Here is a 26,215-nt window from a genome sequence, read left to right as displayed (position 1 = left end):
TAAGCTGCCGTTATCATACGGCAGCTTTCGCTAAAGGCTTCACCAAGATCATAAATGATTTGCCTTTCTCATCTTTTTCCGTTTTCAGCTGTTCAAACCCGCATTGGCTCAAAAACAAAATCCATTCACTGCGGTCAATGGGAACTGCCGCAAACATCGCTTTGTGTCGGGCCTTGAGCGATGTGCCGATCCGTTCAACGATCATGCCCGCATGCCCCTTTTTTTCTTCAGCCGGGTCTACCAGCACCGTTCCCAGCCACGGTTTTCCGTTAGAAGGTGCCCACTCGAGATGATAGCTGAGGGCAACAGGCTGGCCGTCTTTTTCCCATACAAGCCAGGAGCCGTTGTACATGGAGTAGGAGATCATATAGCTTTCAGCATCTTTCTCCCCAAACTCCTCATCTCTCCAGACAGGATGAGCCTCTGCGAGCGCCTCTAACAAGCTGAGGTCGTCCTGTTCAAATAACCTACTTTCCAGCACGAAGGTACTCCTCAAATATTGTTTTATGTATAGCAGGATTTCCGGCCAGAACACCGTGATTTTCTAAAAAGGTAAACGGCTCACCCTCAATGGTCGAATAAATGCCTCCTACTTCATTTAACAGTACACAGCCGGCCGCATAATCCCATGGCGCAAGCCGCATTGTGATGTAAGCATCTATTCTGCCGGCCGCGACATTCGCCAGCTCTAAAGCAGCAGAGCCGTAGGAGCGTGTGCCTCTGACTCTTTTTACAAGGGGCGCTAACACACTCGGATCAATTCTTCTGTTTTCTGTTATCCATGTCGCGTTAATGCCAAGAATGGCTTCTTCAATGACAGTTTCTTTTAAAGGCGCCAGCTTCGTTTCATTCATATAAGCTCCTCTGCCGCTAAATGCGTGATAAAGCTCATCATGCACCACATCATAAATTAATCCGATTTTCCCTTCTCCATTTTCAAATATCCCGATTGAAATCGCAAAATTTCTTTGCTGGTGAACAAAATTCATCGTCCCATCAATCGGATCGATTATCCAGACAACTCCTTCCAGTGAGTGGAGTTTGTCTCCTTGCCCTTCTTCGCCGAGTATGCGGTGCCCCGGGAACGTTTCTTGAATGCGATCAATGAAAAATTTTTCCGTTTCTTTGTCAATATTGGTGACTAAATCATTCGGATTTGATTTCGTTTCAATCGTCAGATTTTTATGCATAGATTGTTTTATTCTCGCGCCTGCTTCTCTTACCCATTTTTTTGCAATTTCATCAATTTCCGTCCAATTTGCCATTCGTATGTGCCCTCTCTTCTATGTAGACCTTTTATTTTATAGGATACTGATAACGGCGGTGAAAAAGCAAGGAAAATGAAAAATATCCCTTCTCATGTAAAAACGAACCATTCACGCGGTTCGTTTTCACTATCGCTTTTACCCGTTAAGACGAATCCATTCTTTTCTGAGTCGCTCAAGTTTGTTTTTGCTTTGTTCAACCTGTTCTTCATTTTCTTTTTGCATTGCTTCATACAGGGTTGCCAATTCATAATCAACCTCTAGTCTCCAGACAGCTACACGATTGTCTTTCTCTTCCTTAAATCCCTCTTTCACAACTTGCCTCATTGTCTTTCGCCCCTTCCAGAGATCATTTGTTTGTAAAAAAGCATCCCATTTCGCCATTCAACAATGATTACTTCTTATATCGTATGATCCTTCTATTTACGTGTAACATGATTCTAAAAATTGTGTGTTTACCTATTCGTTTATTACCACATTTCCCCTTTCTTCAAACGTGCTCAATCTTTTGACGCTCGTATGAACTGTGATAAAATATGTTTACTTGCATGAAGGAGGAAAACGATGACTCAAATGCGTTTTACAGAAGAAGACTTTAACACATTTACAATAGAAGGCTTAGACGCGCGCATGGAGGTACTAAAAGAGACGGTCCGTCCGAAGCTTACAGCTCTAGGCGAACATTTCGCCCCGACTTTATCTGCTTTAACCGGAGATGAAATGTTTCCGCATGTGGCAAAGCACGCAAGAAGATCCGTCAATCCCCCTGCCGACAGCTGGGTGGCGTTTGCAAACAGCAAAAGAGGCTATAAAAAACTGCCGCATTTTCAAATTGGTTTATGGGAAAGCCACGTATTTGTGTGGTTCGCGATTATTTATGAATCCCCTATCAAAGAAGAGTACGGCAAATTGCTTGAAGCGAATCAGGAAACCATAACAAAGAATATTCCAGACAGCTTCGTTTGGTCCGCAGACCACACAAAACCGGGAGTACATAAGCAGTCTGAAATGGACCAGGAACAGCTGAAGACGTTGTTTGAGCGTTTGCAGACTGTAAAGAAAGCCGAGCTGTTATGCGGCATTCAGCTTCAAAAAGAAGAAGTGCTGAATATGAATAACCAGGAATTCCTTCAGCGCATCGACGATGCCTTTCAGCAACTTGCTTTCTTGTACCGATTCACCCAAAAGGTATCACAAGCATAAACAAGAGCCGGGGCATGAAATGCCTCCGGCTCTTTCTTACATCTTAATCTTCGCATGCTCAGATTCTCTCGCCTGTTTCACCGTGCGATAAGGAGAGTATGTACTTTGTTCCTCAAACTCACCGCATAGCTTTTTTTCCTCAGCCTTTCCAGGTACAATTTCCTTGAAACGGCGGTAAGCTTTAAGAAGCTCTTCACGATCTGCGCCTTTTTCATATGCAAGCTCAACCTGCTGGAAAAACGCAATCACATCCACTGCTTCTTCGGTTGTCCAATCTTCATTCATCGGATATTGGTACTCCATTTTCTTCACTCCTTATAGATTTGCTTCCTTCAAGAGAAAGCATCTTCATTAGATCATAAATTGTTCTTTACATTCTTTCAAGTTCATAATATAATTCATTTGTTTTACGTCTAAAAAACGGTTGAGAAACTGATTTTAATACACACTATTATGCATAGGTATGATTACAAAGGTGGGAAAACAATTGTCGCAACATGAAACACCCTTATATACAGGACTGAAAAAGCACGCAAGCAGACAGCCTGTTCAATTCCACATTCCCGGCCATAAAAAAGGGGCAGGAATGGACCCAGAATTCAGACAATTTATCGGTGAAAACGCGTTAAGCATAGATTTAATCAATATTGAACCATTAGATGACCTGCACGCGCCTAAAGGCATCATCAAGCAGGCACAGGATCTGGCGGCTGAAGCATTTGGCGCGGATCACACATTTTTTTCTGTTCAAGGAACAAGCGGCGCCATTATGACAATGGTGATGGCTGTTTGCGGACCTGGAGATAAAATTATTATTCCAAGAAATGTGCACAAATCAATCATGACAGCTATTGTATTTTCCGGAGCAATTCCAATCTTTATTCATCCTGAAATTGACAATGAATTGGGCATCTCTCACGGCATTACACTTGAGTCTGCTAAACGGGCGCTAACCGAGCATCCAGACGCAAAAGGGCTTCTTGTTATCAATCCGACTTATTTCGGTGTTGCAGCCGACTTAAAAAGCATTGTTGAACTCGCTCATTCGTTTGATGTGCCCGTACTAGTTGATGAAGCACACGGCGTTCACATTCACTTTCACGACGAATTGCCGCTTTCAGCCATGCAGGCAGGGGCGGATATAGCAGCTACAAGTGTACACAAGCTGGGAGGATCACTGACGCAAAGCTCTATTTTAAACATGAGAGAGGGCCTCGTTTCTAAAGACAGAGTGCAGTCCATCCTGAGTATGCTGACAACAACGTCTACATCTTACTTACTTCTTGCCTCTCTGGATGTTGCCAGAAAACGTCTGGCGACAGAAGGCCATCAGCTTGCCGAAGAGACACTGAAGCTTGCCAACCAAACGAGAGACCGCCTCAATCAGATTGAAGGCATGTATTGTGTCGGTTCGGAGATTCTCGGTTCAAAAGCAGCTTACAGCTATGACCCGACAAAATTGATTATCTCTGTTAAAAATCTTGGACTTACAGGGCATGATGTTGAAAAATGGCTTCGAGAATCCTTTAATATTGAAGTGGAACTATCTGATCTGTACAATATTTTATGTATTTTCACCCCTGGTGACAGCCAAAATGACGCAGATCGGCTTGTAGAGGCATTAACAGAGATTGCACATCATATGTCAGAAAAAGATATAACACACCAGCAAACCGAGGTACTGCTTCCGGAAATCCCTTTATTGGCAATGACTCCGCGTGATGCTTTCTATGCCAATACGGAGGTCATTCCATTAAAAGAAGCATCTGGACGGATTATCGCTGAATTTGTCATGGTATATCCTCCTGGTATTCCGATCTTCATTCCAGGTGAAATTATTACAGAAGACAACATCAGCTACATTTTTAAGAATCTTGACGCAGGCCTGCCGGTTCAAGGACCTGAAGACTCAACTCTAAACATGATTCGGGTCATTAAAGAACAAAAAGCGATACAATAAATAAAAAGCATGCGGCCAAAGCCGCATGCTTTTTATTACTCTTCATCAACAGGACATTGACATTGTCCGCAGCATGATCCGTATAATGTTGTCACTTTCTCATCTTCAAAGTAATGAATGGCTTCGTTGCAATCTTGGCAAACAATCGTTCCCATCTCTCATTCCCCATTTCTTTGAATTTTGAAAACGCTTAATTTCTTTTGTTGCTATTATATTAATATGTCACATTTAAAATGTCAACATCAATTGTATAACACATTTAATTTATATATGATGATATATAGTGTCTTTTTTATTTTTCACTATACAATCTCATCCTCCAAAAAACAGCTTTAATCGATACATATGCAAAATACATCAGGTGATTTCGTGTTTTCTTAAACTTTCATGAAAGAACACAGCCACACATTCCTTATACCCCCAGACCGCTATGTTAAACGAATGATACGATATGTAATCTCACGTTAAAAACAGTTTCAATTATATAACAATTAGGTAACAAGGAGCAGATTAAGCCGCCACTCATGATAAACTAAAACTAGTTTACTATTGTTTATACAGAGGAGAAGATAGATGCGATATCGCGCGGTATTCCCCATACTGATAATAGTATTTGCTGTATCGGGCTGTACGCTTTCCACCATCAATCCGATGAAAAAAAGCCGGATTGACAATATTCATCATACACAAATTTTGTTTTTTTCTGATGAAAACCAAATTGATCAGGAAGCGCCATATTATGATGCACTGCTTGATTTAGAAAAAGATTATCCTGAGCAATTAGATAAAATGAAGGTTTATGATAACAAAAAAGGCTGGGAAGATGAAATTGAAACCGTTCCTACCCTTATGGTTGTTGACCAACGCCATGTCGTCGTGAAAATCGAGGGATGTGTGAAAAAGAAAGAAGATATCATTAAACCATTGCAGCATGTGCTGTCAAAATAAATAAAACAGCCCCCGCTTTAAGCGAGGGCTGTTTTTGATATGAGCATTATTTTACGATGTGAATCGGACTTCCGATTGCCACTTCAGCTGCTTCCATTGTGATTTCGCCCAATGTTGGGTGAGCGTGAATAGTCATCGCGATATCTTCAGCAGTCATGCCGCTTTCGATCGCTAAACTTAATTCAGAAATCATATCTGAAGCACTTGCACCGGCGATTTGCGCACCGATTACAAGGCCGTCCTCTTTACGAGTGATCAGCTTCATGAAGCCGTCTGTTTCGTTAAGAGAAAGCGCACGTCCGTTTGCTGCAAACGGGAATTTAGCAGCAACAATGTCAAGACCTTCTTCTTTTGCCTGCGCTTCAGTGTAACCAACTGATGCAAGTTCAGGCTCTGAGAAGACAACCGCAGGAATACCAAGGTAATCGATTTCTGCAGGCTCTCCAGCGATAGCTTCTGCTGCGATTTTACCTTCGTAAGATGCTTTGTGAGCAAGCGGTGGTCCTTCGATGATGTCACCGATTGCATAAATGTTAGGTACGTTAGTGCGGCACTGTTTGTCAGTTTTCACGACACCGCGGTCCGTCATTTCAATGCCGACTTGCTCAAGTCCAAGCTCATCAGTGTTTGGACGGCGTCCTACTGTGATCAGAACATAATCAGCATCAACCGTTTTTTCTTCGCCTTTTACTTCAAACGTAACTGTTACGCCGTCTGGTCTTTCTTCAACGCCTTTAGCCATCGCATTTGTATGGATTTCAACGTTTCCTTTTTTCTTCAGTCTGCGTGTAACAAGAGAACTCATTTGTTTTTCAAAGCCAGGAAGAATTTCTTCTCCGCCTTCGAGAATAACAAGCTCAGTGCCAAAGTTAGCATACGCAGTTCCAAGCTCAGTTCCGATATACCCGCCGCCGATCACAACGAGCTTTTTAGGAATTTCTTTAAGAGCCAAAGCGCCTGTTGAATTTAGGACACGCTCAGTATATTTGAAGTTTGGCAATTCGATAGGACGAGAACCAGTTGCAATGATTGCGTTTTTGAACGTGTATGTTTGAGCAGAGTTTTCATCCATAACACGAACCGAATTGCTGTCTACAAAATAAGCTTCACCTTTTACAACATCTACTTTGTTGCCTTTAAGAAGACCTCCAACACCGCCAGTAAGCTTGTTTACGACAGAAGCTTTCCATTCTTGGACTTTTGTGAAATCAACTGATACGTTCTCAGCTGTGATTCCCATGTCGTCAGAATGCTTTGCATTCTCATAACGGTGGCCAGCATTGATCAGCGCTTTTGAAGGGATACATCCAACGTTCAGACAAACGCCTCCAAGAGTTGCTTTTTCAACGACTGTTACTTTTTGTCCAAGCTGCGCAGCGCGGATGGCAGCTACATAGCCGCCAGGTCCCGCACCGATTACAAGAGTATCTGTTTCAATAGGGAAATCTCCTACTACCATAACATTACGCCTCCATTAAAATTAATTGTGGATCGTTCAGTAAACGCTTGATGTGATTTAATGCATTTTGCGCAGTTGCTCCGTCGATCATACGGTGGTCGAAGCTGAGAGAAAGAGCTAAGACTGGAGCTGCTACGATTTCGCCATCACGAACAATCGCTTTTTCTGCAATGCGTCCGATACCCAGAATCGCAACTTCCGGATGGTTGATAACCGGAGTGAACCATTGTCCGCCGGCAGAACCGATGTTTGTAATTGTGCAAGATGCGCCTTTCATTTCAGCTGGAGCAAGCTTGCCTTCACGAGCTTTTGTTGCAAGTCCATTGATTTCATCAGAAATTTCAAAGACAGATTTACGATCTGCATTTTTCACAACCGGTACAAGCAAGCCTTTTTCAGTGTCAGCAGCGATACCGATGTTGAAGTAATGTTTTTGGACTACTTCTTCTGTTTTATCGTCAATTGACGTGTTTAAAACAGGGAATTTTTTCAGTGCAGATGTAAGTGCTTTTACAACGTAAGGCAAGAAAGTCAGCTTGATTCCTTGGTCAGCAGCAACCTGTTTGAACTGTTTACGATGTGCAACAAGGTTTGTTACGTCCACTTCATCCATTAACGTTACGTGAGGAGCAGTGTGTTTAGAGTTAACCATGGCTTTTGCAATTGCTTTACGGATACCGCTCATTTTTTCACGTGTTTCTGGGAATTCGCCCTCAGGAGCTGGTACAGCAGCCGGTTTAGCAGCTGTTTCTTGAGGCGCAGCCGTTTCTTGAGGTGCAGCAGCTTCTTGCGCTCCTCCGTTTACAAAGCTGTCGATATCTTCTTTCACAACACGTCCGTTGTTGCCTGAACCAGTTACTTTACGGATGTCAACGCCTTTTTCACGAGCATATTTACGTACAGAAGGCATAGCGATGACGCGTTTGTTAGGGTCAACTTCTGCTTGATCCTGCTGACCTGCGCCAGTTGCTTTTGCAGGCTCTTGAGCTTGCTCTTCTTTCGCAACGTCTTGTCCAGCTTCTGCAGTTGACTGAACTTGTGCTTCAGTTTTCGCATCATCTGACTCTTCGCTGCCTTTAAATTGAAGGTCTTCGTAACCAGGTGCATCAAACGTAATGATCGTTTGTCCAACAGTTGCAACCGTTCCCTCTTCAACTTTTAATTCTAATACTTTTCCTTTAACAGGTGAAGGAATTTCTACTACTGCTTTATCATTTTGGACTTCAGCCAGTACATCATCTTCGTCTACCTCATCGTTAGGCTTGACAAACCATTTTACGATTTCGCCTTCGTGGATACCTTCCCCGATATCTGGAAGTTTAAATTCAAATGCCACAGTTTTCGACCTCCTAGTTTGATTAAGCAATTTTAAAGTTTACATCGTAAGCATTGAAAACAGATATATAATAGAGGGAAAACATTCATCTTCCCTCTCGATTATGCAGTTTGATTAAAATTCAAGTACTTTTCTTGCTGTTTCAAGAACGTCTTTATGGTTTGGAAGCCATACGCTTTCTGCTTGAGAGAAAGGAAATACTGTATCAGGCGCAGCCACACGAAGTACAGGCGCTTCCAAGCTTAAGATCGCACGGTCGTTAATTTCAGCTACTACGTTTGCACCAACACCGGCTTGTTTTTGTGCCTCTTGAACAACAATCGCGCGCCCTGTTTTCTCGACAGATGCGATGATTGTATCGATATCAAGCGGGCTTACAGTGCGAAGGTCGACAACCTCAGCAGAAATGCCGTCTTTTTCAAGCTCCTCGGCAGCTTTTAATGATTCGTGAACCATTGCGCCGTAAGTGATGATTGAAAGGTCAGTACCTTCACGTTTCACGTCAGCTTTGCCAAGCTCAATTGTGTATTCTTCTTCAGGAACTTCCTGACGGAAAGAACGATAAAGTTTCATATGCTCTAAGAAAACAACAGGATCATTGTCTCTGATCGCAGAAATTAAAAGTCCTTTAGCATCGTAAGGAGTTGATGGAATCACAACTTTGATACCAGGCTGTTGGGCAACAAGACCTTCTAAGCTGTCAGCGTGAAGTTCAGGAGTATGAACACCGCCGCCGAATGGAGAACGAATTGTTACTGGTGACGTCCAGCGGCCGCCAGAACGGTAGCGCATACGAGCCATTTGGCCAGAAACCGAATCCATTACTTCGTAAACAAATCCGAAGAATTGGATTTCCATTACAGGACGGAAGCCGTTTAAGCCTAAACCAAGGGCAAGACCGCCGATACCAGATTCAGCAAGCGGCGTGTCAAACACACGGTCTTCACCGAATTCTTTTTGCAATCCTTCTGTCGCACGGAATACGCCGCCGTTTACACCAACGTCTTCTCCGAAAACTAAGACATTTTCGTCATTTTTCAGTTCTGCGCGTAACGCATCCGTGATTGCTTGAATCATTGTCATTTGCGCCATGGCTTACTTCGACTCCTTCTGTGTATAAATTTCAAATTGCTCCTCAAGATTGTGAGGCATTTTTTCGTACATGATTTTCATTAAATCCGTTACTTTTTGCTTAGGCTCAGCATCAGCTTTTTTGATCGCTTGCTTAATTTCTTCTTTCGTATCCTCGATTACTTTAGCTTCTTCTTCTTCAGACCATAAGCCTTTGTTTTCAAGGAACGCACGGAAACGTACTAGCGGATCTTTTTGTTCCCACTCATTTTCGATTTCTTTTGTGCGGTATTTAGTCGGATCGTCACCAGCCATTGTGTGCGGGCCGTAACGGAATGTAAGTGTTTCAATCAGTGTCGGGCCTTCGCCGTTGATTGCGCGCTCGCGTGCTTCAGCAGTTGCAGCGTATACAGCAAGCGGATCCATTCCGTCTACTTGCACGCCGACAATACCGGCAGATACAGCTTTTTGCGCGATTGTTTCAGCCGCAGATTGCTTTTCAACCGGAGTTGAAATCGCGTAACGGTTGTTTTGCACAACGAAGATTGCAGGTGCTTTATACGCGCCGGCAAAGTTAATTCCTTCGTAGAAGTCCCCTTGGGAAGCTCCGCCGTCACCAGTGTAAGTGATTGCGACAGCTTTCTTGCCGCGTTTTTTAAGACCTAACGCAACACCGGCTGTTTGAATGTATTGAGCACCGATAATGATTTGTGGAGAAAGAGCATTCACATCATCAGGCATTTGGTTTCCTCTGAAATGTCCGCGAGAGAAAAGGAACGCTTGATATAATGGAAGGCCGTGCCAAATTAACTGAGGCACATCACGGTATCCAGGAAGAACAAAGTCTTCTTTTTCAAGGGCGAAATGCGTTGCAATCTGAGAAGCTTCTTGACCCGCAGTAGGAGCGTAAAATCCGAGACGCCCTTGACGGTTTAATGAGATAGAGCGTTGATCAAGCACACGCGTAAATACCATGCGGCGCATGAGCTCTTTTAATTGATCATCTGTTAAATCAGGCATCGCCGCTTCATTCACGACTTCTCCCTTTTCATTTAAAATTTGGAACGTTTCGAACTGCTTTTTAATGGCATCAAATTGCTTTTTGCTATCAACGATAGCTTTTTTCGTTTTTGCAGCCATACTAAGTCACCTCTTCCTTTCTTTTAAACAGTCATTAGACGTGCATTCCTTTTATACATACAAACTTAGGGTACCCTAAAGTATTATCAGTAAGTCGTATATATTTTAGCCGATCCCCAGTTTGCCAAAACCTTTTATGTAGGATAGTTACACTCTGCTTTGAACTGTATTATTTCGAAGTTGTAAAAAACTAATACAACACCGCTTAACATGGATTAGTTTACACCAAATAAAGAAGAACCGTCAATCGTTTTCATCGCTGATTTTCAATAATTGTATTCGCTTTACATTTTCAATAAAAAAACAGAAGCCGACTGCGCCCAAAACTGTACTAGTATACATCTATACACTGTACTACAATAGAAATGAAAATTTTGAACAATATCAATGTCTTCTGCATTTAAAAAAGAGCTGTTCTCAAAGTCAGCTCTTTTTCACTTGATAGCCTGCGGCATCGTATAGATCTTCTCGGGCTTCATTATATTTTTCTGTTTGTTCATTAAATTCTCCGCTATATTTCAGGACCTTTTTATAAGAAGCATTCACTTTATCGATCTGCTGGTCCAGAGCATCCCGTGTCAAGCTTTTGTCTTTCAACTGCATATACAGCTTTTTATCAAGCTGAAGCGCTTTATTATATTCTTCATACAGGGAGTCATAAGATGAATATCTTTTCTCCATCAGGCTTGCTGCGGCGTCAGCCTTTTCTTTTATGTGCTTATCCTTAATATGTTGAGCAGACGTTTTCGCTTCTTCAAATGCCGATTCCGATTTTTTGATGCTGTCATTTTCAATCTTTACATGTTCTTCACGCTTGCTGATATTTTCAAGCGCTTCGTTAGATAAAGCTGCAATTTTTTTATAGTCATCCATATTAAGTGTCATTACATCATCATAAAGCTGATTTTCTTTCGCTTCCAATTCTTTTAGCGTTTTCTGCTCTTCTAAAAACGGCTTCTCCGATTCTGCGGCTTTTTCTAATGACTGATGCAGTGAATCAACCGGGTCCTGCCCCATGCATCCTGATAACATCAGAGTCACAGCAAAAAAAACACCGATTTTCATCCCGGGCCGCCGTTTTAATTCGTCTTTCACGTTAAATCCCCCAATCTTGATCATTTCTACTATAGAATTCACCGGGTGATTTGGCAATAGCTTTCCTGGATGAGGAATACAGAAATCAAACCAAAAAAGTGAAAAATCAGGACAGATGACCATACAACTTTTTCGTTTTTACATAGGTTATAGTAGACGCTATGCCTACTCATAAAGGCTCTGGCGTAATTCAAAGAGGAGGTTTTGTAGTATGTATGGATATGGATACGGCGGAGGCTGCTGCGGTTATGGTGGTTACGGATATGGCGGATACGGATATGGCCGCACATTTGCGCTAATCGTTGTTTTATTCATTCTGTTAATCATTGTCGGAGCTGCTTATTTAGGCGGAGGCTGCTGCTAATCACACAGCAAGAATTTGACCAGCCATCAACGGCTGGTCATTCGTTTCGTTGCACCTTTGTGAAGAAATCCGATATAATTTACATATTAAGCTTTAGGAGTGAAGTTTCTTGATTACTATGGAAAACATCGTACGTGACGGACATCCAGCCCTTAGAGAGACAGCTGAACCTGTTGAGCTGCCTGCATCTGACGCAGAAAAACAGCAGCTGGCCGACATGATCGAGTTCGTTAAGAACAGCCAAAATCCTGAATTGGCCGAAAAATACAAACTGCGTCCCGGCGTAGGACTCGCAGCTCCTCAAATGAATATAAAAAAACGAATGATCGCCATTCATGCGGAAGATTCTTCCGGCAAGTTATACAGCTATGCTTTATTTAACCCAAGGATCGTCAGCCATTCTGTTGAAAAAAGCTACTTAACAAGCGGCGAGGGCTGCCTTTCTGTTGATGAAGCGATTCCAGGCTATGTTCCCCGCTATGCTCGCATCAGAGTAAAAGGAACAACCCTTGAAGGAGAAAACATTGATATTCGTTTAAAAGGTTTTCCGGCAATTGTGTTTCAGCACGAGATCGATCATTTGAACGGCGTGATGTTCTATGACCATATTGATAAAGAGAACCCTTTCAAAGAACCTGAAAATGCAATTGCAATTGAGCGCTAAAAAAAATTGGCTGGCACAATTCAGTGCCAGCCAATTTTTTTATGTTAAAAGACCCAATTCTTTGACAGCGTAAGCGATTCCATCCTCGTCTACCGGCTTTGTTACAAAATCCGCGATTTCTTTCAATTCTGGAACAGCATTGCCCATAGCCACGCCTGTTCCAACATACTCAATCATTTGCAGATCGTTTAATCCGTCCCCAAAAGCATATGTATCGCTAATATCAAACGGAAGGCGCTCGATCACTTTTTTGATTCCTTCAGCCTTCGAACCTCCATGCGGCAGAACATCAGTCGAGAGATCATGCCAGCGCACTAGATCAAATTCAGGAAAAGCCGCGTAAGCTTTTTCTTCTTCATCCCGGCAAAATAACAGAAGCTGAAAAATGTCTTTTCCTTCATAGAAAAGGTCATCGGTTTCTGGATAATCGGTTTTAAGGCTTCCGATTCCCTCCATGACATGAGGATGATCCGCAACAGTCGCTTTCATCGTGTCCTCAGCCATAAACACGACAGGATGTTTGCCCTCTCCCGCCTGCTTTAATAATCGTTTGATTGCCTCTTCAGGCAGAGGATTTTTATAAATCACTTGATTTTCAAAGACAACATACTGCCCATTGTAAGAAATAAACGAGTGTATGCCCAGCTCTTCTATAATAGGCTTAACTAAAAACGGAGACCGCCCGCTGGCAATAAACACATGGTGCCCTTGGCGCTGCAGCTCGGCCACCGTTTTTCTCGTGCTTTCCGGTATATTCTTATCATGATCATATATCGTACCGTCAATATCAAAAAAGATTAATTTTGAATCCATTATAACTTCCCCTTTATCGTCTTGATCTGCAAATCCCACCTTCATCATACAAAAAGATTGCCATTCAGCAAACTATTTGGTTCAAAAAACACATTCAATTCCATTAATAACCACGAAAAGTCTTCCCCAATCTCCGTATACTATTTGTATAAAAGAACTATGGACAAGTTATGATGAAAGGAGGAAGGAACAAATGCTGCGCAAATTAAGAAAGAAACTCAGAAGACAATGGAACGGAATGCTCCGCAAGAAAGCCATTGCCTGACAAGGGATCTTCCGTTTTTCAAGGGATCCTTATTTTGCTCAAGGCTTTCCTTATATTCCGTTTTCGAATATAATAGAAGTAGCGAGTCTAACATACGGCATTTAAGGAGAGATTTGGATGATTTATAAGGTATTTTATCAAGAAAAGGCTGACGAAGTACCTGTTCGGGAAAAGACAGATTCACTTTATATTGAAGGCGTATCTGAGCGTGACGTCAGAACTAAGTTAAAAGAGAAAAAATTAAACATTGAGTTTATTACACCTGTTAATGGTGCATTTCTAGAATACGAACAACAGAGCGAAAATTTTAAAGTATTGGAGTTATGAGCGGTATGAAATTTGTAAAAAATGATCAGACTGCCGTTTTCGCCCTCGGAGGACTGGGCGAAATCGGTAAAAATACGTACGCGGTGCAATTTCAGGATGAAATTGTGCTGATTGATGCGGGGATCAAGTTTCCCGAGGACGAACTGCTCGGGATTGACTACGTTATCCCAGATTACACGTATTTAGTCAAAAACGAAGATAAAATTAAAGGGCTTTTTATCACCCACGGTCATGAAGACCACATCGGCGGTATTCCGTACCTGCTCAGACAAGTGAATATTCCTGTTTACGGCGGTAAACTCGCGATCGGCTTACTTCGGAATAAACTTGAAGAGCATGGATTATTACGACAGACGAAACTGAATATTATCGGTGAGGATGATATCGTAAAATTCCGTAAAACGGCAGTGTCATTCTTTAGAACTACACATAGTATTCCGGATTCCTACGGTATTGTTGTAAAAACGCCGCCCGGAAACATTGTACATACTGGAGATTTCAAATTCGACTTTACTCCAGTCGGCGAGCCGGCAAACTTAACGAAAATGGCCGAAATCGGCAAAGAAGGCGTTCTATGCCTCCTATCAGACAGCACAAACAGCGAAAACCCGGAGTTTACCATGTCTGAGCGCCGTGTCGGCGAAAGCATTCATGACATTTTCCGCAAGGTGGACGGCCGAATCATCTTCGCTACATTTGCGTCGAATATTCACCGCCTGCAGCAGGTGATTGAGGCAGCTGTATTAAATGGAAGAAAAGTTGCCGTATTTGGACGCAGTATGGAATCCGCTATCGAAATCGGACAAACTCTCGGTTATATTAGCTGTCCTAAAAATACATTTATTGAGCATAACGAAATCAATCGTTTGCCTGCCAATAAAGTAACAATATTATGTACGGGAAGCCAAGGGGAACCGATGGCAGCATTATCAAGAATTGCAAACGGCACACACCGCCAGATTTCAATCAATCCTGGGGACACAGTCGTATTTTCTTCATCCCCTATCCCAGGCAACACAATCAGCGTGAGCCGGACAATCAACCAGCTGTATCGCGCGGGGGCCGAGGTTATTCACGGACCTCTAAATGATATTCATACATCCGGTCACGGCGGACAGGAAGAACAGAAGCTGATGCTTCGTTTAATCAAGCCTAAATTCTTCATGCCGATTCACGGAGAGTACAGAATGCAAAAGATGCATGTCAAGCTTGCAACAGATTGCGGCATCCCTGAAGAAAACTGCTTTATCATGGATAATGGTGAAGTATTAGCGCTTAAAGGAGATGAAGCTTCAGTTGCCGGCAAGATCCCTTCCGGTTCAGTATATATTGACGGAAGCGGCATCGGGGATATTGGCAATATCGTACTTCGTGACCGTAGAATTCTTTCTGAAGAAGGTCTGGTCATCGTGGTTGTCAGCATTGACATGGATGGCTTTAAGGTTTCAGCGGGACCTGATTTAATTTCCAGAGGATTTGTGTACATGAGAGAATCTGGCGACTTGATTAATGACGCTCAAGAGCTTATCTCAAACCACTTACAAAAAGTGATGGAACGAAAAACGACTCAATGGTCTGAAATCAAAAATGAGATTACGGATACACTTGCACCGTTCTTATATGAAAAAACGAAACGCCGCCCGATGATCCTTCCGATCATTATGGAGGTTTAAAAAAAGATGCACTCGCTTTGGAGTGCATCTTTTTTTATTGCAATGTTATGTGCTGGAATGACTTAACATCAAATAATCCCGTTGTCGTCATTTTGATATCAGGGATGACAGGCAAAGCCAAAAACGACAGCGTCAAAAATGGATTAAATCCGCCTGTGAAACCTACTTTCGACAATTGATCATGCAGCGACAGCAAGCTTTGATTCACCTGCTCCGCTGATTGGTCTGATAGTAAACCCGCAATCGGCAGCGGTACTGAATGAAGCTCGTCTCCATTATTTACAATGGTTAATCCTCCGCCAATTTCCTGGAGCTTATTAACTGCAGCCGCGATATCAGCATCGTTTGTCCCGACGGCAATAATATTATGGGAATCGTGCGAAATGGTTGTGGCAATCGCTCCACTCTTCAATCTAAATCCATTCACAACACCAAGTCCGATTTCTTTTAACCCTTTATGCCGCTCAACAACAGCAATCTTTAACAAATCGAGCTCAGTGTCAGACTCAAAAACATGCCCTTCAGGAGCAGGAACACGTACCAGCCGTGTTTCAAGCTGATTTGGAATGATTTGAATCACATTGATTGGCTGATTTGGATCGATTGGCATATGAAAATTCTGTTTATTAAGAGGCACAGCGAGTTTAACAGAATGAAGCAGAGCCGGTTCTGGTGAGGGAGCTGAAGCACTATCTTGATAGACTGCTTCACCACCTTCAGTAACAGTCTGTCCTTTTACCATTGTCTTTGTGACAGTGACGTTTTCCAGATCAGAAACAAAGAGCAAATCGGCGTCAAAACCCGGGGCAACCGCTCCCTTTGTATCTAATCCGTAGCATTCAGCTGCGTTAAGGCTTCCTAATTGATAGGCTAAAAAAGGGTCGAGTCCGGCTTCAATCGCCATTTTCACCTGATGATTCACACTTCCCTCTGACAATAAATCATCCACATGCTTATCATCTGTACAAAAGAAGAAACGGCGTGCGTTCTTTTCATTCACTGCCGGCAGCACACTGAGAGTGTTTTTTGCGACTGATCCTTCACGCATCATGACATACATCCCTCTTCTAATGCGATCAAGCGCTTCCTCCTTCGTTGTTACTTCATGGTCATTTAAGACATATGCAGTTCTATAAATATTAATGAGGTCTGCCGATAAACCCGCTAAATGACCGTCAACCCGCTTTCCTGCAATACGGGCATCGAGCAGTTTCTGAACCATATCTTCTTCAGCCTGCTGAACTGACACATAGTCCATGACTTCAGCTAGCCCTAAGACTTCTTTCTCTTCGTAAAAAGGCTTTAAATCGGCAGCTTTAAGAACTGCGCCTGATCGCTCAAAGCTTGCGGCAGGCACACTGGAGGGAAGCATAAAATGAATATTCAGCGGCGTTTGCCGAGCCTGTTCAATCATAAATGCTATCCCTTTTTCACCAGATACATTCGCAATCTCATGCGGATCGGTAACAACTGTCGTTACACCGTGCGGCAATACCGCTTTAGCGAACTCAATCGGTGTTACCATTGATGACTCAATATGTACATGTCCATCTATAAAACCCGGAACAATCATTTGTCCCTCTGCATCAATAACATTTTCGCCTTCATACTCGCCGAGGCCTACAATGACTCCATCTGTAATCGCAATATCTTCATATATCCACTCTTGATTATATACGTCCATGATTTTTCCGTTCTGAATGACGATATCAGCTTTTTGTCTTCGGGCTGAAGCATTCAGCCTATTGACCAGCTCTCCTTTATTCAAATAGGCCCCTCCTCTTTTTTATTATATGGTACAATATGCTATCGGAACGACCATGCTTAGTCAATAAAATATTAGGAAATTAACGCTCATTTCATTAAAGTCGTTATATTCTGATAATATTAAAAACACCGCCCTTTGGGGACGGCTTGTTTTACTGCTATTTTGTATAGAGAACTCTTTTTTCAAAACGGGAAATGTCTGTCACTGATCCAATGACGATGAGAATATCTTCTTGATGTATCACTTCCGTTGCAAGAGGTGATACGATGACTTCCTTGCCCCTTTTGATAGCTACGATGTTAATACCGTATTTCGCACGAATATCTAAATCGAGAAGCGTATTTCCAGCCAGGCGGCTGTTAGCTACGATTTCAACAAGACTATGCTCTTCAGACAGCTCCAAATAATCAAGTACGTTATTGGACACGATGTTATGCGCAATTCGTTTTGCCATATCGCGTTCCGGGTGGACGATGTGATCGGCCCCGATTTTAGAAAGCACTTTTTCGTGATAATCGTTCTGCGCCTTCACTGTAATGGTATGAACGCCAAGTTCTTTCAGAATAAGAGTTGTTAAAATACTCGCTTGAATGTTTTCGCCGATTGCTACAATGACGTGGTCAAAATTACGCAGACCTAAATTTTTCAGGACAGATTCGTCTGTTGAATCACCGATAACGGCGTGGGATGCGATCTTGGCATACTCGTTGACTTTATCTTCGTCAATATCCATCGCCATAACCTCGACGCCTTCTTCGCTTAATGCTTTGCAAATACTGCCACCAAAACGGCCCAGTCCAATTACCGCAAATTCTTTTTTCATAATGGTGCTCCTTTACCTGACTTCATATTGATCAAATTTTATCATATTCTTTTGTAACAGTGTTAATATCGTTACCCTTTTGGCAGGGAATTCATATGCCGCTTGAGCTTTTCAGCAAACTCCGATGACAAATACATCTCCGCTCCGCGTTCAATTTCAACCTGATAGTGCTGAGGCGGGGCAGTTTCCGGTTCTTTTTGGAGAACGAGAAAGGTTAAGCAATCTGTATAGCGCTCCCCACCTGCTTCAACGTCTACAAAGGCCGGCCGATACGCAAGAGATGCTACGCCCTCCCTTTTATATAAATAAGTGAGAGCAGAGAAAGGAATACGATATAAAACGCCTTCTGTTGTTCCTCCGTCTTCCATCATATCCGCTCTTGAGCCGTCTTCCCTTTTTAGGGTGAAGCGGGTTGTATATCCTTTTAAAACCGCTCTCCCTACTGGATCTTGAAAATAGTGTTCGACTCCCGCCTTTTGAAAGCGGGCATTGTCCATGCAGGACCCATAAGCAAAATAATAAACAGGATTTTGCGATTTGCTGATCATTTGATGTTCTTTCCAGTCACCGCTGCTAATTTTTGAAAAGCCGGCATATTTGGTTTTGTCCATATCATAAACAAGCGCTTTTTTGATTCCGTCATCCGTTTCTACAAGGACCGTATGTTTTTCACTACCTTGATAAAATTGATCGAGCTTATGTATACACCATTCATCTGCTTCATATAACTCGCCGCATATATAGCCTTCATCATCAAAAGCGGCTGCAGGCCCCTCATTTGAATCAAACAGACATCCCTTCGTTCTTGCCTGCTCATTGATACATACCGACTGCGCAAGCAGATGATGATTTTTTTCATGTTTTCTTAATGTCCCATATACAAACAGCAGCATGTGTATCGTCTCCCCCCTCTCAGCCGTTTGGTTTAAAAGGCAAAACAACTTGAAAGACACTGCCTTTTCCAGCTTCACTTTCGATTTTCAATTCTCCGTCATGCTCCTTCAAGATTCTTAAACAAATGGCAAGTCCGAGTCCCGTGCCCTTTTCTTTGGTTGAATAAAAAGGTTTGCCAATCTGCTTAAGCTTTTCCTGGGGCATGCCGTTTCCTTCATCTTTCACGCTTATCACGGCGTGAGAGGTTGTCTTTGCGGTTGAAATGGTAACGACACCGCCTTGTGGCATTGCCTCAATTCCATTTTTAATGATATTGATAAAGACCTGCTTCAGCTGATTTTCGTCTCCGTTAATGATACAGCTCTCTGTCTCTTTGAAATTTTTTTCTATGACGATATTGGACAGAATTGCATTGGTATCAAGCAATGTCGTAACTTGTTTCAGGATCTCGTTGAGGTGATGCGCCTTAAATGCGACCGCCTGCGGTTTTGCAAGCAGCAACAGCTCGCTGAGCACCAAATCAATTCTTTTAATCTCTGAAAAAATGATGTCAAAATAACCTTTTCTGTCTGGATATTGTGTTTTCATAATCTGAAGGAAACCGCTGACAGAGGTTAAAGGGTTTCTGACCTCATGTGCAATCCCGGCGGCAAGTTCACTTGTGATTGACAGTTTCTGTGATTCTCTCGCCAGCCGTTCATTAATCTCAATAAGCTCATCTTCGGCTTCTTTCCGCTCAGTGATATCTGACATTGTGCCCAGGCTGCCTGTAAATTGGTCATCTCGATCGTAGTAAAGTTTATAATGAACTTCTCCCCAAAAAATCGTGCCATTCTTTGTCACGTATTTTGCCGTAAACATGCCAGAAGAGGCTTTGTTTTGAATTTGGGTGTTGATGTGGTCGGCTACGTGCTTTTCTTTTATGAAGTAATCATTATACATTGTGCCCATACATTCACTGATGGAAAAGCCGGTTATGGAGGCCCACGCTTGGTTTAAATATGTAATTTCACCTTTGGCATTCGTTTGAAATACGATTTCCTGCAAATTATCCATGATGCGGTTTTTTTCTTCAGAAAGCTGTTTATACTTCCATTCATTATCCTTCATTTTTTGAACCAGCTGCTGTTTTTCATCAATATAATAAGCCAGCATCCAGACACTTGCTAACGTGACTGCAGTATACACAATATCAACAGGCCAATTAATCGGGTTTTTGCCTATAAAATAAAATAAATAATCCCAAAACATAATAAAAATCATTGCCAAGATGATGGAAATGATACGTGCTTGATATTTTCTCATATGACCACCTGCCGCTTGTGTTTCTCTATTTATTGTACCATTCTTCGACAAATAATTGAGTAAAATATGTAAAGTATCCCAAATCATTCATCACCTGATGTATATGATGCCATATCTTAGGCGGCGGATTCAGAAATCGGCAGAAAGAAAGGCGGAGATTGTTTCTTTCCGCCTTTTTCAACATGATATTATTCTTTTAAAGCGGCTTGGATTTCTTCGAGAAGCAGCTGTGCCCCCTCAGGGCTTAACGTAATCTTACCATTGCCGTATTCTTTATTATCTGAAGTGATTTCTCCGGTCATTAAACAAACCCCATGAGGTTTATACTTTTTCAAGATAATTTTATCCCCGTCAACAAAAAACTCAATGCTGTCTTTTATCGCAATATCCAATGCCCGTCTTAATTCGATCGGCATGACAATACGCCCTAACTCATCTACTTTTCTCACAACACCTATTGATTTCATAAAAAACCCTTCTTCCTTTAAATGTTTCTTTTCTCATGTAATGTTTAAGGATGAACCTCAATATATCGTAGACGTATGAAACTCAGAAAAAGTTTCCCGCTTTCTATAAGAATCACAAGATATTTTTACCATAAAACCGAAAAATGTATTACTTCTGTTACACTGTTCCATGATTTTTTACAAAAACATTTCTTTCCCGACACACACCCCCAAAAATCGCTTCATTTCTCAGAAACTTTAAATGTAGAATGATATAAAATCAGGATAGAGATTGGGTGAAAACATGTTTCAATCAACTGAAATCGGGATTGACTTAGGAACAGCTAATATACTTGTGTACAGCAAAAATAAAGGGATTATCTTAAATGAACCATCTGTAGTGGCAGTGGATACTACGACAAAAGCAGTCCTTGCGATCGGGACTGACGCGAAAAACATGATCGGGAAAACACCGGGAAAAATTGTCGCTGTCAGACCAATGAAAGATGGCGTGATCGCAGACTATGATATGACAACCGATTTGCTAAAGCACATTATGAAAAAAGCCGCAAAAAGCATCGGCATGTCGTTCAGAAAACCGAATGTAGTCGTTTGCACACCGTCAGGCTCGACAGCCGTAGAACGCCGTGCCATCAGTGACGCGGTGAAAAATTGCGGCGCGAAAAACGTCCATTTAATTGAAGAGCCGGTAGCAGCCGCCATCGGAGCGGATTTGCCGGTCGATGAGCCGGTTGCCAATGTGGTAGTAGATATCGGCGGAGGGACGACAGAGGTCGCCATCATTTCCTTCGGCGGCGTTGTTTCCTGCCACTCTATTAGAATCGGTGGAGACCAGCTTGATGAGGATATCGTTTCCTTCGTCCGGAAAAAATACAATTTGCTGATTGGTGAACGGACAGCTGAGCAGATCAAAATGGAGATTGGCCATGCTTTAATTGAGCATGTTCCTGATGCAATGGAAATCCGGGGACGCGATCTCGTGACAGGCCTTCCCAAAACCATTATGCTTCAATCTAACGAAATTCAAGATGCAATGCGTGAATCTCTCCTGCATATTCTTGAAGCCATCAGAGCTACACTTGAGGACTGCCCGCCTGAATTGAGCGGAGATATTGTTGACCGCGGCGTCATTTTAACAGGCGGCGGCGCGCTCCTTAACGGGATTAAAGAATGGCTCACAGAAGAGATTGTCGTGCCTGTACACGTGGCGCAAAACCCGCTTGAATCTGTGGCAATTGGAACCGGCCGTTCTTTAGAAGTGATTGATAAGCTTCAAAAGGCGATTAAATAGTCTTTTCCTGAAAAAATATCACATGCAGCAAATTTCTTGCTTCTTTTTTCCTCACTCCCTTCATATTGTGGGAAATGGAGAAACGTTAAGGAGGAAACAGATGCTAAGAGATTTAGGAAGAAGAGTAGCCATCGCAGCCATTTTAAGCGGAATTATTCTTGGTGGCATGAGCATTTCTTTAGCCAATATGCCCCATTCGCCTGCAGGCGGCACTGTAAAACTGAATCATCCGTAATTTCGAAAAACCCAAGACATGTTGTTTTGGGTTTTTCACTTTTGCCTCCTTTCTTTCCTTTATGGGATCATATTTGATATGATGAGGAAAAAGCTTGAGGAGGAATAATTTATGGATTCATTTTCCCAGAAATTAAATACATATGCGCAGCTGGCGGTAGAGGTCGGCGTAAACGTGCAAAAAGGCCAATATGTAGTGGTAAACGCTTCAACAGACGTACGGGATTTTGTCCGTCTCATTGTGAAACACGCATATGAAAAAGGCGCAAAAAATGTCACGGTGAATTGGCAGGATGACGAAGTCACCAAATTAAAATATGAACTCGCGCCGTTTGAAGCATTCGAAGAATACCCTGAATGGGAAGCAAAAGGCAAAGAAGAGCTTGCTCAAAAAGGAGCTGCTTTCATCTCTGTTGTGTCATCAAACCCAGACTTATTAAAAGGAGCAGATTCCAAACGGATCGCTGCATTCCAAAAAGCTGCAGGCAAGGCACTACATACATACAGACAATATATTCAATCGGACAAAGTCAGCTGGACTGTCGTTGGTGCGGCATCAGCGGGCTGGGCCCAAAAAGTTTTTCCCGGCAAATCAGAAGAGGAAGCGATTCAGCTTCTGTGGGAAGAAATTTTCAAAGCAACGCGCGTAAACGAAGACAACCCGGTTCAAGCTTGGATCAAGCATGATCAAAATCTTCATGAAAAAGTTGACCATTTAAACAAGAGACATTACGCCGCTTTACACTATCAAGCAGAAGGAACTGATTTAACCATTAAGCTGCCGAAAAAGCATGTTTGGGCTGGTGCGGGCAGTGTAAATGAAAGCGGCCATGAGTTTATGGCCAATATGCCGACAGAAGAAGTATTCACGCTGCCGCAAAAAAACGGGGTCGATGGAGTCGTATCGAGCACAAAACCGTTAAGCTATGGCGGAAATATTATTGAAAACTTCACCCTCACGTTTGAAAATGGCCGTATAATCGACATAAAAGCCGAAAAAGGTGAAGACATTTTAAAAGAACTGGTGGAAACAGATGAAGGTTCTCACTATTTAGGTGAAGTGGCACTTGTACCTTACGATTCGCCTATATCACAATCAAATATTCTTTTCTATAACACATTGTTTGATGAGAATGCGTCAAATCATTTGGCGATCGGGAGTGCCTATGCCTTTAACATTGAAGGCGGAAAGCAGATGTCACGTGAGGAGCTTGTCAAAGAGGGCCTAAATGAAAGCATTGCACACGTAGACTTTATGATTGGTTCTAAAGATATGAATATTGATGGAATTACGAATGACGGAAAAAGAGAGCCTATCTTCAGAAAGGGAAATTGGGCTTTTTAAATAAACAAAAGGAGGCTTTCGCCTCCTCAGCTTGTAGAGAAAACGACGTTTTTTCTACAAGCCTTTTTTGTTTTCTGCTGTTTCTTTAGTTGTTCAGCGGATTTCAAAAACTGAAAAAGAGCTCCCACATACCTAGCCCTGCTTGGCTAGGTATGTGGCAATCTTCTTCATGTTCTGGCATGCGGCTGTGAGGAGAACTTGTTCACTCACATTCCGTTTTCCCCTCAACCTGCAATAGCGAAGCCCATGCAGCTGTTTTGAATCTGCAAAGCTTCGCTCTATTTTTTCTTTTCTTTTTTTATAGAGGTTTTTTCCTGAAACAGATAAGCGATTTTGTCTGATCTTTTCTTTATGGTCCTCCCATACATGACGGGTGATGACCTTCTGGCGGTTCTTTGATCTTGTGCATTGCGCAAGCAATGGGCATGCGGAACAGGTTTCAGGATTTGATTTATATGACCGGTAGCCTTTTCGGTCAGTTGTTGAGTATGTAAGTACCTGCTGGTTCAGGCAAATGTAACTGTCTTGTTCACTGTCATAATGAAACTTCCATTTTGGAAACAAACCTCTAGTAGGGTGATATCGTCTATGCGCAATAACGCCAAAAATATGGCGGTCGGCTAACCCTTTACAGATCGGAGTCGTTAAATAACCAGAATCAAGAGCGACGGCTTCTACTTCAAAACGAAATCGTGCAATTTGGTGATCTAATCGGTCAAGATAAGGCACAGAATCATGGACATTTCCAGGCGTAACATAGGCGTCGGTGATAATGTTATGTTTCATATCCGTTGTTCGGTGATCTAAGTAAAAGAAACCCTCCGGTTTGTTTTCGCGATACATATAACCACTTTCCGGATCAGTGGTACTGTGGCGGATCTCTTTTTCAGCTTTCACCTCCTCTTTGGCCGGTAATGGCTTTTTTCCGTGCTCCTCTCGATCTTCTTGAATGGCTTCATTTAAATCTTTGATATAGTTTTGTGTATCCTGTTCAATCGTTTTTCTTGTGTATTTGTGCTTGTTGGCATTGGCTTTCAGATGAGTTGAATCAGTGAAAAGGACACGTCCGCCCACCATATCATGATTGATGGCCTGAAGAACGATCTCATCAAAAATGTCTTGGAAAATCGTTGTATCTTTAAAGCGTGTACGTCTGTTCCAGCTGATGGTGGAGTGGTGCGGAACTGGGTCATTGATATTCAGGCCCAAAAACCATCTGTACGCCATATTGTAATAAATTTCTTTTTCAAGCTGTCTTTCTGAACGGATACCGTAGAGGTAGCCGATAAACATCATTTTGAATAAAATCAGCGGGTCGAGTGAGGGGCGGCCTTTGTTTTCGCTGTAGTAAGGCTTAACCTTTTCAATGATAAAAGAGAAGTCTATGTGTTTATCGATTTTTCGAAGCAAATGATCCTCTTCGACGAGTTGGTCAAGCAGAACAAATTCGGCTGCGTTTTGAGAAGACTTTCTTGTGTGGAACATGAGAAAGACACCGTCCTTTTTAGTCTTTCTTTTATTTTATTACACGAGAATGGATATTTTAAGGAAAAATAAAGGCTGTCGAGATTTTCTCGACAGCCTTTATTTTTCTGCTTCATACATTTGCAGATTGGCATAAACCGTTTCTAATATAGGTGCTGCTAGAGATAAACGTTTTGCTTTTCCAAGTAAAAAGCCGTGCAGGTGGTCGCCTTCAGTCGTTTGACCGTTTTCCATATCCCGAAGCATGGAGGACTTCATATGATAAGACATGTTTGTCATCGTACGGAAGCTCTCTTCCTCAAGATCCGGATCAGCCGGAACGCCTTCTTTTCGCAGAATAGCGCCAATTTCCCCAATAAGAGTTTGCGCCGTCTGACGTCCGCCTTCTGATGCAAGTATCGGGCCAAGCGGCCTTTGAAATAATGTTGTAATCCCCGCTTGCGCCGCAATAAACAGATACTTTTTCCAAATGTCCTTCTCAATATGCCCGCTGATGATGACTTCTGCCTTGACGTCTGAAAATGCCTCTTTAAGCGCTGTTATTCGTTCCGTACGCTCACCGTTCCACTCTCCGAATACAAAACGATGAGATGCACTCGTATGATGAATTTCTCCCTTGTGATCTAAGGCACTTTCTATAAAACACAAACCGCCCAGCACCTGTTCTTTTGAAAATGCCGTAAACAGCTGCTCGTAGTGACGGTACCCGTTTAAAAAAGGGATAATGACAGATTCGCAATTGATAAACGGTTTGACATCATCGATCACTTGCTCAAGTGAATACGCTTTAGAAGCAATGATCACGACGTCAAACTGCCCTATTTCTCCGGCAGTGATTAATGCGGGCTGGAATGATACATCCCCCTTTTCACTGTGGATGACAAGCCCGGTTTCTTTTAGCTGCTCAGCTCTTTTTTGGCGTACGAGAAATGTCACATCATTGCCTTTCTCTGCAAGGCGCCCGCCAATATACCCGCCTACTCCTCCTGCTCCGACAACTAAAAACTTCATTGTTGTAGC

At 42.5% G+C, this 26,215-nt stretch carries 28 protein-coding genes and 1 pseudogene; 11 read left to right on the top strand and 18 right to left on the bottom strand.

What is annotated here, in order from left to right; translation table 11 throughout:
• Positions 1–13: 13 nt before the first annotated feature.
• The 3 genes from M1D98_RS07785 to M1D98_RS07775 all read right to left on the bottom strand — a co-directional run bounded on the left by M1D98_RS07785 (position 14) and on the right by M1D98_RS07775 (position 1,592).
• The gene (locus M1D98_RS07785; protein WP_435576746.1) at positions 14–442 is read right to left on the bottom strand and encodes a GNAT family N-acetyltransferase; all 429 of its coding nucleotides are present in this window, start codon (positions 440–442) and stop codon (positions 14–16) included.
• Between the two features lie 25 nt (positions 443–467).
• On the bottom strand, positions 468–1,265 hold the full coding sequence (suhB, locus tag M1D98_RS07780) for an inositol-1-monophosphatase (RefSeq protein WP_010328442.1): 798 nt from the start codon (positions 1,263–1,265) through the stop codon (positions 468–470).
• 138 nt (positions 1,266–1,403) lie between these two features.
• Complete coding sequence (locus tag M1D98_RS07775; protein ID WP_010328443.1) at positions 1,404–1,592, bottom strand: hypothetical protein; 189 nt, start codon at positions 1,590–1,592, stop codon at positions 1,404–1,406.
• Positions 1,593–1,829: 237 nt separating this feature from the next.
• Here M1D98_RS07775 and M1D98_RS07770 point away from each other — a divergent pair, with 237 nt between their 5' ends.
• Entirely contained in the window at positions 1,830–2,468 is a 639-nt protein-coding gene (locus M1D98_RS07770; protein ID WP_435576710.1) for a YktB family protein, read from the top strand.
• 36 nt (positions 2,469–2,504) lie between these two features.
• Here the strand turns inward: M1D98_RS07770 and M1D98_RS07765 are convergent, their stop codons facing one another.
• On the bottom strand, positions 2,505–2,771 hold the full coding sequence (locus tag M1D98_RS07765; protein WP_010328445.1) for a UPF0223 family protein: 267 nt from the start codon (positions 2,769–2,771) through the stop codon (positions 2,505–2,507).
• A gap of 184 nt (positions 2,772–2,955) precedes the next feature.
• Between M1D98_RS07765 and speA the strand changes: the two genes are divergently transcribed.
• Positions 2,956–4,428, top strand: a complete 1,473-nt coding sequence (gene speA / locus M1D98_RS07760; protein WP_268536344.1) for an arginine decarboxylase — start codon at positions 2,956–2,958, stop codon at positions 4,426–4,428.
• Positions 4,429–4,463: 35 nt separating this feature from the next.
• On the opposite strand, the gene M1D98_RS07755 is transcribed toward speA, so the two are convergent.
• Positions 4,464–4,583 (bottom strand): GapA-binding peptide SR1P, encoded by a 120-nt coding sequence (locus tag M1D98_RS07755; protein ID WP_082022512.1) that lies wholly within the window; start codon positions 4,581–4,583, stop codon positions 4,464–4,466.
• A gap of 418 nt (positions 4,584–5,001) precedes the next feature.
• Here M1D98_RS07755 and slp point away from each other — a divergent pair, with 418 nt between their 5' ends.
• Entirely contained in the window at positions 5,002–5,376 is a 375-nt protein-coding gene (gene slp / locus M1D98_RS07750) for a peptidoglycan-associated lipoprotein Slp (RefSeq protein ID WP_268559559.1), read from the top strand.
• Positions 5,377–5,422: 46 nt separating this feature from the next.
• Here slp and lpdA read toward each other — a convergent pair whose 3' ends face one another.
• The 5 genes from lpdA to M1D98_RS07725 form a co-directional block, all read right to left on the bottom strand.
• Positions 5,423–6,835 (bottom strand): dihydrolipoyl dehydrogenase, encoded by a 1,413-nt coding sequence (lpdA, locus tag M1D98_RS07745; RefSeq protein ID WP_010328449.1) that lies wholly within the window; start codon positions 6,833–6,835, stop codon positions 5,423–5,425.
• Between the two features lie 4 nt (positions 6,836–6,839).
• The gene (pdhC, locus tag M1D98_RS07740) at positions 6,840–8,171 is read right to left on the bottom strand and encodes a pyruvate dehydrogenase complex dihydrolipoyllysine-residue acetyltransferase (protein WP_039073824.1); all 1,332 of its coding nucleotides are present in this window, start codon (positions 8,169–8,171) and stop codon (positions 6,840–6,842) included.
• A 114-nt stretch (positions 8,172–8,285) separates the two neighbouring features.
• Positions 8,286–9,263: a pyruvate dehydrogenase complex E1 component subunit beta gene (gene pdhB / locus M1D98_RS07735; protein WP_039073823.1), complete on the bottom strand. Its 978-nt coding sequence runs from the start codon at positions 9,261–9,263 to the stop codon at positions 8,286–8,288.
• Positions 9,264–9,266: 3 nt separating this feature from the next.
• On the bottom strand, positions 9,267–10,382 hold the full coding sequence (gene pdhA / locus M1D98_RS07730) for a pyruvate dehydrogenase (acetyl-transferring) E1 component subunit alpha (RefSeq protein WP_010328452.1): 1,116 nt from the start codon (positions 10,380–10,382) through the stop codon (positions 9,267–9,269).
• Positions 10,383–10,805: 423 nt separating this feature from the next.
• Positions 10,806–11,477 carry a YkyA family protein gene (locus M1D98_RS07725; protein ID WP_456280166.1) on the bottom strand — a complete coding sequence of 224 codons (672 nt, stop codon included), beginning with the start codon at positions 11,475–11,477 and terminating at the stop codon, positions 10,806–10,808.
• 161 nt (positions 11,478–11,638) lie between these two features.
• Between M1D98_RS07725 and M1D98_RS07720 the strand changes: the two genes are divergently transcribed.
• The 3 genes and pseudogenes from M1D98_RS07720 (at position 11,639) to def (ending at position 12,505) form a co-directional block, all read left to right on the top strand.
• Positions 11,639–11,776 carry a hypothetical protein gene (locus M1D98_RS07720; RefSeq protein WP_411813194.1) on the top strand — a complete coding sequence of 46 codons (138 nt, stop codon included), beginning with the start codon at positions 11,639–11,641 and terminating at the stop codon, positions 11,774–11,776.
• Positions 11,743–11,841, top strand: a pseudogene (locus M1D98_RS07715) (YjcZ family sporulation protein); the annotation flags it as partial. The gene M1D98_RS07720 and the pseudogene M1D98_RS07715, both read left to right, overlap by 34 nt.
• A 109-nt stretch (positions 11,842–11,950) precedes the next feature.
• Positions 11,951–12,505 (top strand): peptide deformylase, encoded by a 555-nt coding sequence (gene def / locus M1D98_RS07710; RefSeq protein ID WP_010328455.1) that lies wholly within the window; start codon positions 11,951–11,953, stop codon positions 12,503–12,505.
• A 39-nt stretch (positions 12,506–12,544) separates the two neighbouring features.
• On the opposite strand, the gene M1D98_RS07705 is transcribed toward def, so the two are convergent.
• Positions 12,545–13,318, bottom strand: a complete 774-nt coding sequence (locus M1D98_RS07705) for a Cof-type HAD-IIB family hydrolase (RefSeq protein WP_010328456.1) — start codon at positions 13,316–13,318, stop codon at positions 12,545–12,547.
• Between the two features lie 382 nt (positions 13,319–13,700).
• Here M1D98_RS07705 and rnpZA point away from each other — a divergent pair, with 382 nt between their 5' ends.
• Together rnpZA and rnjA are read left to right on the top strand one after the other, a co-directional pair.
• A complete protein-coding gene (rnpZA, locus tag M1D98_RS07700; protein ID WP_010328458.1) occupies positions 13,701–13,910 on the top strand; it encodes an RNA polymerase subunit omega 1 in 210 nt (69 codons plus the stop codon).
• A 5-nt stretch (positions 13,911–13,915) separates the two neighbouring features.
• Complete coding sequence (rnjA, locus tag M1D98_RS07695) at positions 13,916–15,583, top strand: ribonuclease J1 (RefSeq protein ID WP_010328459.1); 1,668 nt, start codon at positions 13,916–13,918, stop codon at positions 15,581–15,583.
• A gap of 34 nt (positions 15,584–15,617) precedes the next feature.
• Here rnjA and ade read toward each other — a convergent pair whose 3' ends face one another.
• The 5 genes from ade to abhA form a co-directional block, all read right to left on the bottom strand.
• The gene (gene ade, locus M1D98_RS07690) at positions 15,618–17,351 is read right to left on the bottom strand and encodes an adenine deaminase (protein WP_435576712.1); all 1,734 of its coding nucleotides are present in this window, start codon (positions 17,349–17,351) and stop codon (positions 15,618–15,620) included.
• A gap of 157 nt (positions 17,352–17,508) precedes the next feature.
• On the bottom strand, positions 17,509–18,174 hold the full coding sequence (gene ktrC, locus M1D98_RS07685; RefSeq protein WP_010328461.1) for a Ktr system potassium transporter KtrC: 666 nt from the start codon (positions 18,172–18,174) through the stop codon (positions 17,509–17,511).
• A gap of 71 nt (positions 18,175–18,245) precedes the next feature.
• The gene (locus M1D98_RS07680) at positions 18,246–19,073 is read right to left on the bottom strand and encodes a gamma-glutamylcyclotransferase (protein ID WP_268536345.1); all 828 of its coding nucleotides are present in this window, start codon (positions 19,071–19,073) and stop codon (positions 18,246–18,248) included.
• A 13-nt stretch (positions 19,074–19,086) separates the two neighbouring features.
• On the bottom strand, positions 19,087–20,373 hold the full coding sequence (gene kinC / locus M1D98_RS07675; protein WP_121642501.1) for a two-component sensor histidine kinase KinC: 1,287 nt from the start codon (positions 20,371–20,373) through the stop codon (positions 19,087–19,089).
• Between the two features lie 188 nt (positions 20,374–20,561).
• On the bottom strand, positions 20,562–20,840 hold the full coding sequence (gene abhA / locus M1D98_RS07670; protein WP_003238863.1) for a transcriptional regulator AbhA: 279 nt from the start codon (positions 20,838–20,840) through the stop codon (positions 20,562–20,564).
• Positions 20,841–21,123: 283 nt separating this feature from the next.
• Here abhA and mreBH point away from each other — a divergent pair, with 283 nt between their 5' ends.
• The 3 genes from mreBH to M1D98_RS07655 all read left to right on the top strand — a co-directional run bounded on the left by mreBH (position 21,124) and on the right by M1D98_RS07655 (position 23,710).
• Positions 21,124–22,131, top strand: a complete 1,008-nt coding sequence (gene mreBH, locus M1D98_RS07665; protein ID WP_010328464.1) for a cell shape-determining protein MreBH — start codon at positions 21,124–21,126, stop codon at positions 22,129–22,131.
• A gap of 100 nt (positions 22,132–22,231) precedes the next feature.
• A complete protein-coding gene (locus M1D98_RS07660; RefSeq protein WP_003238865.1) occupies positions 22,232–22,366 on the top strand; it encodes a protein YkpC in 135 nt (44 codons plus the stop codon).
• Positions 22,367–22,477: 111 nt separating this feature from the next.
• Positions 22,478–23,710 carry an aminopeptidase gene (locus M1D98_RS07655; protein ID WP_268559330.1) on the top strand — a complete coding sequence of 411 codons (1,233 nt, stop codon included), beginning with the start codon at positions 22,478–22,480 and terminating at the stop codon, positions 23,708–23,710.
• A gap of 132 nt (positions 23,711–23,842) precedes the next feature.
• On the opposite strand, the gene M1D98_RS07650 is transcribed toward M1D98_RS07655, so the two are convergent.
• Entirely contained in the window at positions 23,843–25,195 is a 1,353-nt protein-coding gene (locus tag M1D98_RS07650; RefSeq protein WP_456280165.1) for an IS1182 family transposase, read from the bottom strand.
• A 99-nt stretch (positions 25,196–25,294) separates the two neighbouring features.
• Positions 25,295–26,206: a ketopantoate reductase family protein gene (locus M1D98_RS07645; RefSeq protein ID WP_121642499.1), complete on the bottom strand. Its 912-nt coding sequence runs from the start codon at positions 26,204–26,206 to the stop codon at positions 25,295–25,297.
• Positions 26,207–26,215 lie beyond the last annotated feature (9 nt).

This window comes from Bacillus sp. K7, from assembly GCF_053903245.1.
The sequence above is the reverse complement of the archived record's forward strand: the minus strand, read 5'-3'. Positions and strand labels throughout refer to the sequence as shown.

Bases quoted from the DNA above. Each gene is read 5' to 3' on its own strand.
- suhB (WP_010328442.1), bottom strand. From the start codon at position 1,265: ATGGCAAATTGGACGGAAATTGATGAAATTGCAAAAAAATGGGTAAGA.
- M1D98_RS07775 (WP_010328443.1), bottom strand. From the start codon at position 1,592: ATGAGGCAAGTTGTGAAAGAGGGATTTAAGGAAGAGAAAGACAATCGT.
- M1D98_RS07770 (WP_435576710.1), top strand. From the start codon at position 1,830: ATGACTCAAATGCGTTTTACAGAAGAAGACTTTAACACATTTACAATA.
- M1D98_RS07765 (WP_010328445.1), bottom strand. From the start codon at position 2,771: ATGGAGTACCAATATCCGATGAATGAAGATTGGACAACCGAAGAAGCA.
- M1D98_RS07755 (WP_082022512.1), bottom strand. From the start codon at position 4,583: ATGGGAACGATTGTTTGCCAAGATTGCAACGAAGCCATTCATTACTTT.
- slp (WP_268559559.1), top strand. From the start codon at position 5,002: ATGCGATATCGCGCGGTATTCCCCATACTGATAATAGTATTTGCTGTA.
- lpdA (WP_010328449.1), bottom strand. From the start codon at position 6,835: ATGGTAGTAGGAGATTTCCCTATTGAAACAGATACTCTTGTAATCGGT.
- pdhB (WP_039073823.1), bottom strand. From the start codon at position 9,263: ATGGCGCAAATGACAATGATTCAAGCAATCACGGATGCGTTACGCGCA.
- pdhA (WP_010328452.1), bottom strand. From the start codon at position 10,382: ATGGCTGCAAAAACGAAAAAAGCTATCGTTGATAGCAAAAAGCAATTT.
- M1D98_RS07720 (WP_411813194.1), top strand. From the start codon at position 11,639: ATGCCTACTCATAAAGGCTCTGGCGTAATTCAAAGAGGAGGTTTTGTA.
- M1D98_RS07705 (WP_010328456.1), bottom strand. From the start codon at position 13,318: ATGGATTCAAAATTAATCTTTTTTGATATTGACGGTACGATATATGAT.
- rnpZA (WP_010328458.1), top strand. From the start codon at position 13,701: ATGATTTATAAGGTATTTTATCAAGAAAAGGCTGACGAAGTACCTGTT.
- rnjA (WP_010328459.1), top strand. From the start codon at position 13,916: ATGAAATTTGTAAAAAATGATCAGACTGCCGTTTTCGCCCTCGGAGGA.
- ktrC (WP_010328461.1), bottom strand. From the start codon at position 18,174: ATGAAAAAAGAATTTGCGGTAATTGGACTGGGCCGTTTTGGTGGCAGT.
- kinC (WP_121642501.1), bottom strand. From the start codon at position 20,373: ATGAGAAAATATCAAGCACGTATCATTTCCATCATCTTGGCAATGATT.
- abhA (WP_003238863.1), bottom strand. From the start codon at position 20,840: ATGAAATCAATAGGTGTTGTGAGAAAAGTAGATGAGTTAGGGCGTATT.
- mreBH (WP_010328464.1), top strand. From the start codon at position 21,124: ATGTTTCAATCAACTGAAATCGGGATTGACTTAGGAACAGCTAATATA.
- M1D98_RS07660 (WP_003238865.1), top strand. From the start codon at position 22,232: ATGCTAAGAGATTTAGGAAGAAGAGTAGCCATCGCAGCCATTTTAAGC.
- M1D98_RS07655 (WP_268559330.1), top strand. From the start codon at position 22,478: ATGGATTCATTTTCCCAGAAATTAAATACATATGCGCAGCTGGCGGTA.
- M1D98_RS07650 (WP_456280165.1), bottom strand. From the start codon at position 25,195: ATGTTCCACACAAGAAAGTCTTCTCAAAACGCAGCCGAATTTGTTCTG.
- M1D98_RS07645 (WP_121642499.1), bottom strand. From the start codon at position 26,206: ATGAAGTTTTTAGTTGTCGGAGCAGGAGGAGTAGGCGGGTATATTGGC.